Raw genomic sequence first — 14,704 nt, 5'->3', positions numbered from 1 at the left:
TTATCTATGGCGGAAAGGGTGGGATTCGAACCCACGGAGCTTTAGAGGCTCGACGGTTTTCAAGACCGCTTCCTTCAACCACTCGGACACCTTTCCATGCCGCATAATATTATACCAAACATATGTGATTTGCGTCAAGAAAATTTTTTGTGTTTTATTCAAATAAATTATTTTTTTTCTTTGAAAAATGAGGTGAATCTCCCCATTTTTCAAATCCAACCGTATCGCCTACAGATGCAACACGTCCTTCCAAACAGTGCCGGCATTGTTCCGGACTGTCTTCGACACAAGGCTTATTATCATACAGCAGATATTGTGGACGAAATTCCGGCAGTGTAACGATAGGCATCAAAACATTGGCTCCTGCTTTCAGTCCCAATTCTCTTCCCAAGGGGTTCAATGCCTGCAACGCCGTAGTCGCGGCAATATTCACGTCGCGGAGAAACAGTCGGGTTACAGCAATCATGTTTAACCCCAGTGTAAAACGGCGTGATTTACACTGCAGTGAATCATCACCTGCAGCAATAACATGTTTTCCGATAGGTGTATTATGATGAACTACATAAGGTCCCATTCCAATCATATCGATATCCATATCTCGATAAAAAAGGATATCGTCCGCTAAGTCTTCTATAGTTTGTCCCGGCAATCCTATCATATCCCCCGTCCCTACTTGATAGCCTATGCGGCGCAGGGATTCAAGACAGTTCTTGCGTACAGTCCATTCATGATGACCATCCTGCGGATGGATCTGTTTATATAGCTCAGGATTACTGGACTCAATACGCAAAAGATAGCGATGTGCTCCGGCTTCAAACCAGCGGCGATATGTATCCTCTTTTTGTTCTCCCACACATAAGGTTATCCCTAGTTCACCGTGGCTCATTTTTTTTATATCTCGTACGAGTTGCTCAATATACGTAGCAAAATCAGCATCTTGCCGTTCACCTGACTGTAAGGTTAAGGATCCATATCGATTGTTATATGCCCACTGCGCCATGGATAAAATATCTTCCCGTTTTGTATTAAACCGTTTCACTTCGTGGTTATCTTTTCGGATGCCACAATAACAACAGTTTTTAATGCAACGATTGGAAAATTCAATAAGGCCTCGATAATAAACAACGCGCCCTACACAATCGGCTTTCACAGCGTAGGCTGCATCATAAAGCTGCTGCAGCTGTCCGTTATCCGTCAAACTTAGCAGATATATCAAATCATCACGAGTCATATTCTGTTTTTTTAATAATTGTGAAAAATTATTCATCTTATATCTCCTAGTATAGATATTTTATTTTCCGTAATTATCAACATGTAATTTTTCAAACACCAAAAATGTCAAACTCAAGATCATCGCCACAACCGTAGCCAATCCCATCCCTTTAAGCTGTACGGGTCCCAAAATAATGGTGGCTCCGCTTAACCCGGAAACCATTGTAACCGCCGTAAGAATAAGATTTTTAGAGCGTGTATAATCTACCTTTTTTTCAATAAGCATGCGAATACCAGAACTGGCAATAAAACCAAACAGCAAAATACACACCCCACCCATTACAGGGGTCGGAATCCCATGAATCAAGGCAGCAATCTTGCCGACAAACGAAAAAATAATAGCAAACACAGCAGCACCGGCAATAACCCAAACACTATACACGCCTGTAATTGCCATAACTCCCATATTTTCACCATATGTCGTATTGGGAGTCGATCCAACAAGTCCAGAAATAACATTAGACAATCCATCAGCAAATAACGAGCGATGCAATCCCGGATCTTTAATAAGATCGCGTCCTATAATATCACTTGTCACAAATAAATGTCCCAAATGTTCCGCAAAAACCACAAACAATGCCGGCATAATCATCATAATAGCGCTGAAGTTAAACTTCGGTGCATAGAAAGTGGGTGCTGACAGCCATGCTGCTTCTTGGACCGGAGCAAAGTCAACTACTCCCATAAAGAAAGAAAGAATATATCCTGCCACAACACCGATCAATATAGGAATAATTCCGATAAATCCTCGTCCCAATACAGTCGCCAAAATAGTAACGATGAGAGTAAACATAGAAATAATCATAGCGGTTTCATTTGTCATTCCTTGTGTTTCACCCAAAAATCCTGACATGGTCATCGCCAAGGGTGCTAATTCCAGTCCAATGATAGCGACAATAGATCCCATTGCAGCCGGAGGAAACAATACATCAATCCAGTGCGTTCCCACTTTATCTACTACCAGTGCTAAAATCATGAAGGAAAATCCGAAAACAATAAATCCTCCTTGTGCATCCCCGTAAGTCATTCCCGGTGTGGCACAAACGGCAAGAACAGGGGAAATAAACGCAAAACTGGAACCCAGATAAGCAGGCAAACGTCCTTTACATAAATACAAATACAAAAGAGTTCCAATTCCATTCATGAATAAAGCAATGGCCGGATCTACATGAAGCAGAAAAGGAACTAGAACAGTCGATCCAAACATGGCAAATAAATGCTGTAAACTTAACGGAATGGTCGGCAATATCGGCAACCGTTCATCAACCTGAATAATTCTTCTCATTATAATTATATCCTCCTCAGCAAATCAGTTAATGTAAAGGAAACTGACTTTTTGTTTCCTCTCTCATAGACGGCAACATCACGCGTGCCGACATTTGCGCCTTTCGAACCGCCTCATTCAAATTCTTCTTGGAAATATTCAGCAGCAGCGCCGCTGCCGCCATATTGACAATAAGTGAGGTCCCGCCGTAACTGATAAAAGGCAGCGGCACACCCACAACGGGTAGTAATCCACTTACCATTCCTATATTGATAAATCCTTGTCCGCCTATATATAATGTACTTCCTAATGCCAAAAGCATTCCATATTTATCCAGTGCATGCAAAGCACACATACAACCGCAATATACAACAACCGCAAATAAAGCTAACATAACAATAGAACCGATAAGACCCCATTCCTGAGCAAAAATGGCAAAAGCAAAATCGGTGTGTGCTTCCGGCAAATAACTAAACTTACTAACACCCGTACCAATCCCCTGCCCGGTAATGCCTCCGGAGCCAATTGCAATCAGTCCCTGCACCGTCTGATACCCCAGTGTCTTTTCATAAGACCACGGATCGATCCATGAAATAAGCCGGTTGCGTCTATACACTGCACTCAGTGTATAAATCAAACCCATGCTAACCGCAACCAAAATCGGCAATTTCGCTCTGGATATATGAGCCCCGCTGGCAATAACCATAATAACAGGAATCAGCAATATCACAATAGCAGTACCTGCATCCGGCTGTTTTGCCACTAAAATGGCCAATACCAAGGGAATCCAAAGTGCCCGTTCCGGTTTCAGTTTCCAGCGTTTCCAAGCAGGTGCTTTCTTTTTATGACTCATTGCGTGTACTAATTCTACTGGTTTATCTTTATCCAACAACTGTGAAAGTATTGTGGCTGTATAAATAACGCCTACCAACTTAGCTAATTCGGACGGCTGGAATGTAAAAAAGCCAATCCCCAACCACCGTCTAGCCCCATTGATATGAATACCGGCAATAAAAACAAGCACAAGCAGCGTTACCGTTATAAAACAGATGATTCCCAGATGCCGACGCCAAAAAGTATAATCCACACGATACACGAATAAAGCGGGTATAACCCCAATAAAAAGAATGATAATCTGTCGAATCAAATGATAGTAGGTATTTCCAATCATACGATCCCCAACAAACGTCGAACTGAATACGTTGACCAAACCAAGAACAATAAGCACGGAAAACGCAACAATCAGTCCATAATACACACGACGCATTTTTCTAGTTTGGCGATCCATCTCCCGTCACCTCCACAGGGCATGCAGCCACACAATGAAAGATGGGTTGTCCTTTGGCGCTGAATTTGGCTTCATATTCAGTCATTGCCTCATTTTGAATATTGCTATGATGTAAATCATATGTAACCTCAGACAAATCCCATTGCCGTTCCTTACATTCTTTTAATGTAAATTCAAACAGATCTGCATTATCTGACTTAAAATATATTTTCCCTTCATGAGATAATATAGCGGCATACCGATCCAGAAAATCACGATACGTTAATCGTCTTTTTGCATGCTTCGATTTGGGCCAAGGATCACAAAAATTAATAAAAAATCGATCAACCTCATCCAAGTCAAATATTTCCGGTAAATTTTCTACATCGAATCTAAGAAGCTGTACATTTTTTAATTGCGCCTCTGTTGTTTTTTTCGCTGCATAATATAACACTCCTATTTGAATTTCAATGCCTATAAAATTAATTTCCGGATGCAGCAGCGCCATTTGGGAAATAAAATTTCCTTTGCCGGTTCCCAATTCTACCCATAACGGAGCCTGCGGATCGGGAAATAATGACCGCCATTTTCCTTTCCATTGCTCACAATGCTCTAAATGAACAAAGGATCCATACTCTTTGATGGCCTCATCAATCCAAGATTTTCTACGTAAACGCATCCTTTACTCTCCTTATTTTCATACATATTTATTTGCAAAAATAGGCTGATTCGACAGGAATCAGCCTAAAGCTCAAATGCCTATTTTATTATATAAACTTAGCGTCCCAGTGTCAAACATTTTTACCAGTTATATCACCCGGCAGAATATCTAAAATATGTTCTACCGAATCAATGATATAATCGGCTCCCTCCGATTCAAACATCGTCCGTGCCTCGCGTCCTTCCAATCCTGTAAGCGTGCCGATCATGACGGCCCCCATCGCTTTAGCGCACCACACATCAGAAAGAGAGTCACCCACAACATAATACGTCCCGTTTTTAAATGCCTCCGGATTTTCTGTATATGCACGGTAGTTAGATGGTTCTTTGCCAAATGCCCCTAAATAATAAGCAAACGGATTGGGTTTGCCGAGCGGCATATGCAGCATTTTTTCCGCAGCTGCCACATCCGTATCTGTAGAAATATAAAACGGATCAAACTCAGAAAGCCAGCCGTAGGTCTCAAAGGGAACCTGCATTTCTATTTGTGATCGGCCGCTGGCAATGGCAATTTCATATCCTCGGCGTTTTAATTCCTGAAATACATAGCGAATTCCCGCTATCGTTCCAAGCGGTTCTTCTTTATGAAGAAATCCTTCTTTTCCCTTGGTATATGACGTCTCCCCATATATTTTTTCATAAAGGGAATCCCCAAAATACCAATGTTGAAAAGACCGTTGATGCAGCTGCCAAAGCGGTCCGCCCAGCGGGACCCATTCTCTTACAGCAGCTCCTACTGTTTCTGCCATGGCTTGACTCAAGGAGGCAAATACCGCTTCTTTATCTGCTGCCGGAGGCACAACCGCCAATAGCCGCTGTTCTACGTCATCGGCTGTGGGAATCACATATGGTCTCAGCATCGTCCCTAATTTCTGTACATCTTCTACCGTATGCAGAGATAATGCACATACCTTGCCACGTTCCCGGATATATTGCTCTAACAGCAGCCATATAGTAGTCACTATATGAGCATGTACCATATCCCAATTGCTATTAATCCCATGACTTTTCAGCCATGACAATATCTCATCATTTTTCCAAAACCGCGCCCGCAACGTCGTGATTTGCTCTTCCGTCACGTCGGCAGTTACTTGTTCCTCATCTAAATGCATATACTGAGAACTGTGATACCATTCCCATACAACCAAAGCCGAGACATCGAAATAACGTTTTTCACTGAGCAGTACGCCATCTATATCAAATATTACTTTTTTCACAGTATGTCTCCTTAAAAAGTCTTATCCTGATGTCCTATTTCCTTTTTATTTCCTTCGATGTGAGATCTTGCTTCCAGCACCGCCATAACATCATTGACAGTAACTCCTGCATTTTCCCACAATACGGATAAATGATACAGTAAATCAGCCGATTCCTTGCATACTTCTTCACGCAAATGATCTCCATTTTCGGATATATCTGTCACAACGTGATCGGCATTTTTTGCGGCAATAATAACTTCCGCTGCTTCTTCGCCGATTTTTTTACAGATTTTATCAATACCCGCACTAAACAAATACGCCGTATACGACTTTTCTGTAGGATGAATTTTCTTCTCCCTGATTTCTTTTTGTAAATCACTTAATATAGCCACAGACCCGGTATATGGCTTTACTGCAAACTCCTGCAGGTGGCGAAAAAAGCAGGATATATTGCCCGTGTGACAGGCCGCTCCCGTCTGATCGACCTGCAGGAGCAACGTATCTGCATCACAGTCGACCGCGATGGCCGCAACCCGTTGTACATGTCCCGAGGTTTCTCCTTTGTGCCACAAGCATTGCCTACTGCGGCTATAAAACCATGTTTCTTCTGTTTCTATCGTTTTACGCAATGATTCTTCATTCATATAGGCAACCATGAGGACCTTTCCACTGCTTTTTTCCTGAACAACAGCGGGAATCAGGCCTTGTCCATCATACTGTATATGGCTTAGATTTACCGTGTCCATCATGCCTCCACCTCTCTCATGGGGATTCCCTTTTCCTGCAGGTACATTTTTAAATCAGGAATGTCGATTTGTCCAAAATGAAATACTGATGCCGCCAGTGCCGCATCAACGCCTACATCAAATACATCTTTAAAATCTTTCATGGTTCCGGCTCCGCCCGATGCAATAATCGGTACCGGAAGTTCTATCGCCAGACGCCGGTTTAATTCTAAGTCAAACCCCTTTTTTTCTCCGTCTGCATCAATAGAATTAATGCAGATTTCTCCAGCTCCCAAAGCAACTCCTTGTTTAGCCCAAGCAATCGCATCAATCTCGGTATTTTTGCGACCGCCTTCAACATAGACATCCCAACTGCCCCGATCATTACGTTTTGCATCAATAGATAAAACAACACATTGATTGCCAAACCGAGCAGCTGCTTCCCGAATAAGTTCCGGCCGGAGGACGGCCGCCGAATTAACGGATACTTTATCAGCGCCTGCCAGCAATACCTGACGAAAATCTTCTATGGTACGGATTCCGCCTCCTATAGTAAAAGGAATATTTATTTCTTCGGCAACCGCTTTTACAACATCAATAAAAATACCTCGTTGCTCATGGGTTGCTGTAATATCATAAAACACCAATTCATCGGCCATTTGATCCGAATAAAATTTGCCTAATTTGACCGGATCATCTACATCTTGTATGTGTTTGAATTGTTTTCCTTTCACTACCCGGCCGTTGCACACATCCAGACAAGGAACGATTCGCTTTGCTAACATAATGCATCCCCCTTATAAACTTATATTGTTAGGACTCTGTTTTTAATCTTCCTGCGACAGTTTCCGTATTTCTTCCATCGTAACTTTCCCTTCATATAAGGCTTTTCCCGTAATCGCTCCATATACGTTTAATTTCCGCAATGTTTTTAAATCCGATATACCGCTTACTCCGCCCGATGCTATCAGCCGGATATCAGGTAATGACTGCAGTTTTTCCATCATTTCCATATTCGGTCCAGAGAGCATTCCGTCACGGCTGATATCGGTATAAACAATTGTACGAATGCCAATAGATAATAGGAATTTCACAAATGGGACAACCGCTTTGTCGCTGTTGTTGACCCAGCCGCGCGTTGCTACTACATCGCCCTTAGCATCAACAGATACCGCTAATCTATGTCCGTATAAGCCAGCCATTTCTGTAATAAATACAGCATCCTCGACCGCTTTTGACCCAATGATGACTCGGCTGGCCCCGCTTTCAAGATACGTTTTTATTGCTTTTTCACTGCGTATTCCTCCCCCTACTTCAACGGGAATAGGAACTGCCCGGCAAATGCGTCCAATACTATCAACATTGCTGAGACTGCCGGAAAATGCACCGTCCAAGTCAACGATATGAAGATATTCAGCTCCTTCATCTGCCCATTTTTTAGCTGCTTCTACGGGATCTTTGAAGTACGTCGTACTTTCTTCTTTAATACCCTGCCGGAGTCGTACAGCATGTCCGTTTTGTATGTCAATTGCTGGTAATACGATCATATATTATCCTTTCTTGAGGTGCTTCAAAATATTTTTTAAAAACTGTTCCCCAACAGCTCCGCTTTTTTCTGGATGAAACTGCATGCCCAGAACATTATCCTTACCGCAAATTGCCGGAACTGCCTGTCCATAACAAGCCGTTGCAATAACATCCGATGAATCCACGGGAGATTTATAATATGAATGAACAAAATAAGCATAGGGATGTGCAGCTAATCCCTCCTGCAGCCAATGAGATTGACAAAATTCCAGCTCATTCCACCCCATATGAGGAACTTTAAGCTGCGTATGAAAAGGAACTATTTCACCTGGCAAAAAGCCAAGGCCTTTATACACACCGCCTTCATAATCTGTTTCAAATAATGCCTGCATGCCCAGACAAACACCTAAAAAAAACTTTCCTGCTTTTACCTGTTCTTCCAATAACGGAATGAGATCAAATTTCTCCAAATTCCCCATTGCATCGCGGATTGCCCCAACACCGGGAAGTTCTATTAATTCGGCATTGCGGATAATCTCCGGATCACGGGTGATTTTCGGATCCTCCCCCAGTCTTCGCCAAGCATGATATACATTGGCCAAGTTCCCCACTTCATAATCAATAACAGCAATTCTCATAATTTACAGCACCCCTTTTGTCGAAAGAATATTACTGTTCTCCCCTTCGATATAGACAGCTTGCTTAAGCGCATGCCCCAATGCTTTAAATACGGATTCCACAATATGATGTGCATTGGTTCCATAAAGAGTTGTTACATGAAGATTCATGCGTCCGTGGACAGCCACTGCATATAAGAACTCCCGCAGCATTTCTGTTTCAAATGTCCCGATACGTTCTGCCGGTATTGCTACATCATATACTAAATAAGAACGGCCGCTCAGATCAATGACGCAGCGAGTCAAGGTTTCATCCATCGGGCAGTAAAACATGCCGTACCGGGTAATTCCCGCCTTATCTCCCAGTGCCTTGTACAGGGCTTGACCCAAAACAATGCCCAGGTCTTCGATCGTATGATGTGTATCGACTTCCAAATCGCCATGAACATGGATAGAAATATCCATCCCGCTGTGACAAGCTAATAAGTCAAGCATATGATCAAAAAAACCAATACCAGTTGAACCTGCAAAAGATCCGATTCCGTCCAATTCTATCGACATGGCAATTTGCGTTTCCGCTGTATTCCGTTCTATTTCAGCAGTCCTCATGGTTTGCCTCCTTTTGAAATACTCTCAGAATTTTATTTGCTACATACTCTGTTGTTGCTGTAATACGCAGACAATTCGCCAAATCCGCACGATTTCCATAAGAACGAACGCAAATATCGGCTTCGCTAAGCGCTTTCACATACCGAGATCCATCACAAGTACGTACTAAAATAAAGTTGGCCGCACTAGGGAAAACTTCTACTCCCTTTATTGTTTTCAGTTTCTCTATCAAATAGTCTCTCACCGCAATAGTTGGCGGAACATTGTGTTTTAAAATTTCTTCACTGTGTTCCAAGGCCACTACCCCCATGAGTTGTGTAAAACTATTCAGATTATACGATGGTTTAGTAAGGGATATGGCATTGATAACATCGGTATTAGCCACACAATAGCCCAAACGAAAACCGGCAAGACCAAAGGCTTTAGATAACGTACGAATAACAATAAGATTATCATAAGAATGGAGACGGGATATTATGCTTTCCTGTCCAGAAAATTCCATATATGCTTCATCTACGACTACCAAGTTGGATGATGCCTGAACCATTTTTTCTATCAGGGAAACAGGCCATATATCCCCTGTCGGATTATTCGGATTGCAAATAAAAGTAACCTTAGGCTGCCATTTTCGGATAGCCTCCAAAAAAGCTTTTCCATCCCGTTTAAAATCTTCGGAATCAAGTACTTTGACAATCCGGGCTCCCAACACTTGTCCATCAATTTCATACACATCAAAGGTAGGTGCATGTATCAGTATTGTATCTCCCTGATCAATAAACGTATTAAGAATCAGTTGAATCATTTCATCTCCACCGTTACCCGCCAATATTTCATTATATTCAGCAGAAATATATCGGCTTAACGCCCTGCGGAGAGTGTCCGCAAACGGATCGGGATAATGATACGACGGCAACTTGGCCAAACGAGTTAAAAAATCTTTTTTTACATCAGGAAAATTAAAAATATCATAGGGACTTTCGTTTGCATTAATCACTATATGTTCCTTGATGTTAGGGACTTTATAAGGAGTAAAACTGCGAATTGTCTTGCGGAGCCATTCTTGTTTCATTTTATTCTCCTCCTGACGGCCATTCCATGGGCCTGCAGTCCTTCGACATCGGCAAATTGAGCAACTTTATCTGCAATCTGTACAAAAGCCTGCTGATTATATTCCAATACACTGCTGCGTTTGACAAAATCATACACTCCCAGCGGTGAAGAAAATGCTGCCGTCCCCATAGTCGGAAGTGTATGATTGGGACCTGCAAAGTAATCACCGACAGGTTCGGGTGTATACGCTCCGATAAAAATAGCGCCGGCGTTAATAATATGCTCCACATAAGATTCCGGTTCGGCAAAATCAATTTCCAAATGTTCCGGGGCAATAAGATTCATTATATCAATCGCCTGTTTTCGATCTTTAGTAATAAAAACTTTACCACAATTTTTAATAGAGTCAGCAATAATATCTTTCCTGGGAAGCTCTTCCATCTGTCTTTCTATCTCTGCTTCTACAGCCCCGGCCAGCGCTGCATTGGGTGTCACTAAAAAGACGGCTGCCCGGCGGTCATGTTCCGCTTGAGCCAGCAAATCAGCGGCAATCCATACAGGATTCGATGTTTCATCGGCCAGAATTCCTACTTCACTGGGGCCTGCAATCATATCAATCCCCACCGTGCCGAAAACAAGCTGTTTCGCCATGGCCACGTAAGCATTACCGGGGCCTACTATTTTAAATACGGGAGAAACAGTTTCTGTCCCATAAGCAGCCGCGGCAATTCCTTGTGCACCGCCTATTTTATATATTTCCGTCGCTCCGGCAATATGTGCTGCCGCCAGAATATATGGATTAACCTTGCCGTCTTTTCCCGGCGGAGTAAATATCGCAATGGAAGGTACGCCTGCTACATGTGCCGGAGTCGTATCCATCAATACGGTAGAAGGATACGCTGCTGTTCCTCCCGGCACATACACGCCAACACGTTGAATAGGGGTGTATTTCGCACCAAGACGAACGCCGTCCCGAAAGGTATCTATCCACGTTTCTTGTTTTTGCCGTTCATGATATTGCTGGATATTGTCACGAGCTTCTTCCAGAATTTTTATAAAATTTTCTCCTACATAAGTAACTGCTTCATTTATTTCATCTGCACTAACCAAAAAATTTTCTACCCATATCCCATCAAATCTTTGAGTTAGTTCTCTAACTGCGGCGTCCCCCTGCTCTCGAACCGCGGCAATAATATTTTCTACTTGTTCACGAATTCCTGCGGTTTCCGCTTGATCTCTTTTGGTAATCCGGCGGATATCACGCAGCTTCAATCCTTCATCGGGCACTTCAATCCATTCCACACTATATTCCCCCTATGCTTCTGCATTATTACATTTGATGACATGAATAAGTTGCTGTATTTCATCTATTTTCAGTTTAAAAGACACCGTATTGCAAATCATCCGAGCACTGAAATCCATAAAATACTGCAGTACGTCCAATCCGTTAGCACGTAATGTATTGCCTGTTTCTACAATATCTACGATTACATCCGATAATCCCACGATCGGAGCCAGTTCTACCGACCCGTTCAGTTTAATAATATCCACACTATGGTGATTATTCTCAAAATACTGCCGAGCTATGCGAGGATATTTTGTACCAACCGTAATTCGTTTCGTCATATCTACCTTTTTCCCGGCAATGCCGGCCACAGCCATACGGCAGCAGCCAATTCCCAAATCCAATATTTCGTATACATCGGCACCCGAACATTCTTCAATAAGAACATCTTCGCCGACAACGCCAATATCTGCCGCCCCTCGTTCCACATATACAGCAACATCCGGGGATTTGACCAACGTTACTTTTATCGTTTGCCCTACATCTTCGAAGATAAGCTTCCGGCTATTTTCCGAATACGTTGGAAATTCATAACCGCTTTTTTGGAGATAGGTCATGACTGTCTTAGCAATGCGCCCCTTGGCAAGTGCCATATGGATAGACATATTAAAGCCTCCTCATTTGTTCTTCTAATTCCTGAGCAGTTAATTGTTTTGTCTCTTGATAATATATCCCGTTTTCATATATAGCATGAATGCTGTAATCCCGGCTATCAATAAAAGTAGAACAAGGATACGCCGCCACGCGAAAACCGTGCAGCCGCCAAATCATCAAATCGCGAATCAGTGATTGATCGCTCTCAGCATAAGAAATAGCCAATTGAAAAGAGGGTTCTGTACCTTCTAATAAGCCGGCATCATTCATAAATTCATATAACAGATTGATATTCATTCCAAAACCGCAGGCCGGCCGATCAACACCAAATTGTGCGGATAATGTATCATAACGTCCGCCGTCAATGACATCATATAAAGCGCCATCTACATATACTTTAAATACCATATCGGTATAGTAACCCAGCTGACTGGCAAAACCAAAATCGAGCTGTACTTTATCCGCGTATCCGGCATATAAAATGTAATCGTAGGTCTTTTCCAGCCGCTTCAATGCCTGCTGCATTTCTTTATTAATACAATATTCATATGCCTTACTTAGCGTAACTGCATAAGATCCAAAAAGCATGGGAATGGCTTTGAGTGCCTGATATGCTACTCCTTCCAGCGATAAGGAATCAAGATATTTAGTATACGCTACCAAATTCCGTTCCGCCATATATTTGCGTAGGCGTTCTTTTTGTTCCTCTGCCAGCGATAATCCGGCAAAAAGAGCATCTGTATAAGCAACGGTTCCTATATCAATACGTATATGCTTAACAGATAATGCATCCAGTATTTCTGCCGCCATGACAATAACTTCGCCATCACACTCCGGACTTGCATCTCCCAGTATTTCAATACCACCTTGTAAAAAATCTTTTCCGTAAGTACTGCGACCGTAATATTCGCGAAAAACGGTACTCACATAACCAAATTTAAGCAGCTGGTCTGCCCGCGGAAATTCACGTGCCGCAGTTTCAACAAGAGGTAAGGTCACATCGGGACGAAGGACTAGTACCCGGCCATCCGTATCTATCGTTTTTACCATTTCCTGCCGCAGCTGCGGGAAAAAATGGCGGTATACATCATAATCTTCAAAGCTTGGAGTCTCAATAATTTTGCATCCATGATTCATAATAACCGAAGTTAATTTGCTTTGGATGCGGTCATAATTGCGCATTTCATCATGATGCAGCATCTTGACTCCGTCTAAAGTATTATTCACTTGCATGCACCTCCTTCACTTTTTCTTTATCTTATTATCTCATCACCTTGATAAAGCATAAAAGTAATGTTGATATGAATTGTACCATAAAGTCATCCACTTGAAAATACCTTTATTACTTTTTTATATATTTTTTGTATCTGCATCGGCTGTAAAAATGATTTTTTTTACAGCTTTTTCAAATTTAGGACGCGGAAGCATTACTCGATGTCCGCAGCCACGGCACCGAATGACAAAATCAACTCCTACACGCATGACTTCCCATTCATTAGAACCACAAGGATGCGTTTTTTTCATTTGTACAATATCTCCTACATGATAACGAACAAAACCTATCATTATTATGCCTCCTCTTTTTTCTCTTTACTTAGGGAATTCTGTTCTTCTATCGTCTTTGTCATCTGTGTTTCAATAACAAAACGGGCCATATCGATATGCGCTGCCGCAAGGCGTTTTGCCGCCTCATATCGATATGCCGTACATACACCATATGCATCACTGCGGCGGGCCGGTATACTGACTTCATATATAAACGAATTTCCCTCCATTTTGACCAATCCGCCAACACTTGCACCTTCTTCATGTACATCCGATCGTTTCGAAACAACGCTCAGCGCTTCCTGCAGAACAGACAATACGACATCAGGATCTGCACTTTGGCTGACTCCGATACGAATCGTTGCGACGTACATTCCTTTGGTATAATTACTGACAATGTCAATCAATCCATTGGGAATCGTATGAATAACTTTGTCAGGAGAACAAATCTTAGTCGTCCGCAGATTCACATCGGTAACCGTACCGCTATATCCTTTTACCGTAACGAAATCTCCAATGGAATATTGGCCTTCCAATATAATAAAAAAACCAGCAACAAAATCCTTAACCAAGCTTTGTGCCCCAACGCCTATAGCCAGACCGATAATGCTGGCACCAGCCAATAGGGAGGTTGTATCGACACGGAGCTCATTCAAGATCATAATAACGACCAAGAAACAAAAAATGACAAAAATAACACTGTGTACCAGAGAATGAAGTGTCGTTGATCTTCTTTCCTGTTCTTTAGATAATTTAACAAACCGTATATCAAATAATCGTTCAATAAGACGTTGAATAATAGTATATGCAATATAGGATACAGCAAGCAGTAATATAATACGTACTCCCTTTTCCAAAAGGGTAAGCGCAATATCTCTTGTTAAGGAATCTGTGAAAAGATTGTCCATAAAAGCTCCTTACATTATAATATGTATTAAAATCTTAGTAATTTTCTCTATTTTTTACTACT

Annotated in this window: 16 protein-coding genes and 1 tRNA gene; all 17 read right to left on the bottom strand. The window is 42.1% G+C overall.

Going from position 1 to position 14,704, the window contains the following annotated elements:
• Positions 1-7 precede the first annotated feature (7 nt).
• A tRNA-Ser gene (locus NXG62_RS11440) sits at positions 8-96 on the bottom strand.
• A gap of 58 nt (positions 97-154) precedes the next feature.
• Positions 155-1,267: a [FeFe] hydrogenase H-cluster radical SAM maturase HydE gene (gene hydE / locus NXG62_RS11435; RefSeq protein ID WP_427112535.1), complete on the bottom strand. Its 1,113-nt coding sequence runs from the start codon at positions 1,265-1,267 to the stop codon at positions 155-157.
• 24 nt (positions 1,268-1,291) lie between these two features.
• Positions 1,292-2,557 (bottom strand): uracil permease, encoded by a 1,266-nt coding sequence (uraA, locus tag NXG62_RS11430; RefSeq protein ID WP_427112534.1) that lies wholly within the window; start codon positions 2,555-2,557, stop codon positions 1,292-1,294.
• A gap of 28 nt (positions 2,558-2,585) precedes the next feature.
• Positions 2,586-3,824: an FtsW/RodA/SpoVE family cell cycle protein gene (locus NXG62_RS11425; protein ID WP_427112533.1), complete on the bottom strand. Its 1,239-nt coding sequence runs from the start codon at positions 3,822-3,824 to the stop codon at positions 2,586-2,588.
• Entirely contained in the window at positions 3,808-4,482 is a 675-nt protein-coding gene (gene trmB / locus NXG62_RS11420; protein ID WP_427112532.1) for a tRNA (guanosine(46)-N7)-methyltransferase TrmB, read from the bottom strand. The genes NXG62_RS11425 and trmB overlap by 17 nt, the downstream gene beginning before the upstream one ends.
• Before the next feature lie 112 nt (positions 4,483-4,594).
• Positions 4,595-5,740, bottom strand: coding sequence for an HAD family hydrolase (locus NXG62_RS11415; protein ID WP_427112531.1), 1,146 nt, complete (start codon positions 5,738-5,740; stop codon positions 4,595-4,597).
• 11 nt (positions 5,741-5,751) lie between these two features.
• The gene (gene hisIE, locus NXG62_RS11410) at positions 5,752-6,471 is read right to left on the bottom strand and encodes a bifunctional phosphoribosyl-AMP cyclohydrolase/phosphoribosyl-ATP diphosphatase HisIE (protein ID WP_427112530.1); all 720 of its coding nucleotides are present in this window, start codon (positions 6,469-6,471) and stop codon (positions 5,752-5,754) included.
• On the bottom strand, positions 6,468-7,232 hold the full coding sequence (gene hisF, locus NXG62_RS11405; protein WP_427112529.1) for an imidazole glycerol phosphate synthase subunit HisF: 765 nt from the start codon (positions 7,230-7,232) through the stop codon (positions 6,468-6,470). The genes hisIE and hisF overlap by 4 nt, the downstream gene beginning before the upstream one ends.
• Before the next feature lie 42 nt (positions 7,233-7,274).
• The gene (hisA, locus tag NXG62_RS11400) at positions 7,275-7,994 is read right to left on the bottom strand and encodes a 1-(5-phosphoribosyl)-5-[(5-phosphoribosylamino)methylideneamino]imidazole-4-carboxamide isomerase (protein WP_427112528.1); all 720 of its coding nucleotides are present in this window, start codon (positions 7,992-7,994) and stop codon (positions 7,275-7,277) included.
• A gap of 3 nt (positions 7,995-7,997) precedes the next feature.
• On the bottom strand, positions 7,998-8,612 hold the full coding sequence (gene hisH, locus NXG62_RS11395; RefSeq protein ID WP_427112527.1) for an imidazole glycerol phosphate synthase subunit HisH: 615 nt from the start codon (positions 8,610-8,612) through the stop codon (positions 7,998-8,000).
• A 3-nt stretch (positions 8,613-8,615) separates the two neighbouring features.
• Entirely contained in the window at positions 8,616-9,200 is a 585-nt protein-coding gene (gene hisB, locus NXG62_RS11390; RefSeq protein ID WP_427112526.1) for an imidazoleglycerol-phosphate dehydratase HisB, read from the bottom strand.
• Positions 9,187-10,269, bottom strand: coding sequence for a histidinol-phosphate transaminase (hisC, locus tag NXG62_RS11385; protein WP_427112525.1), 1,083 nt, complete (start codon positions 10,267-10,269; stop codon positions 9,187-9,189). The genes hisB and hisC overlap by 14 nt, the downstream gene beginning before the upstream one ends.
• Complete coding sequence (hisD, locus tag NXG62_RS11380; protein ID WP_427112524.1) at positions 10,266-11,552, bottom strand: histidinol dehydrogenase; 1,287 nt, start codon at positions 11,550-11,552, stop codon at positions 10,266-10,268. Before hisD ends, hisC begins: the two co-directional genes overlap by 4 nt.
• 12 nt (positions 11,553-11,564) lie before the next feature.
• Positions 11,565-12,200, bottom strand: coding sequence for an ATP phosphoribosyltransferase (gene hisG / locus NXG62_RS11375; RefSeq protein WP_427112523.1), 636 nt, complete (start codon positions 12,198-12,200; stop codon positions 11,565-11,567).
• A gap of 1 nt (position 12,201) precedes the next feature.
• The gene (locus NXG62_RS11370; RefSeq protein WP_427112522.1) at positions 12,202-13,422 is read right to left on the bottom strand and encodes an ATP phosphoribosyltransferase regulatory subunit; all 1,221 of its coding nucleotides are present in this window, start codon (positions 13,420-13,422) and stop codon (positions 12,202-12,204) included.
• Positions 13,423-13,539: 117 nt separating this feature from the next.
• Positions 13,540-13,755, bottom strand: coding sequence for a DUF951 domain-containing protein (locus tag NXG62_RS11365; protein ID WP_091650218.1), 216 nt, complete (start codon positions 13,753-13,755; stop codon positions 13,540-13,542).
• 2 nt (positions 13,756-13,757) lie between these two features.
• Entirely contained in the window at positions 13,758-14,642 is an 885-nt protein-coding gene (locus tag NXG62_RS11360; RefSeq protein WP_427112521.1) for a mechanosensitive ion channel family protein, read from the bottom strand.
• Positions 14,643-14,704: the final 62 nt, after the last annotated feature.

The sequence above is a fragment of the Megasphaera sueciensis genome (assembly GCF_050219315.1).
GTDB classification, from domain to species: Bacteria; Bacillota; Negativicutes; order Veillonellales; family Megasphaeraceae; genus Megasphaera_A; species Megasphaera_A sueciensis.
The sequence above is the reverse complement of the archived record's forward strand: the minus strand, read 5'-3'. Positions and strand labels throughout refer to the sequence as shown.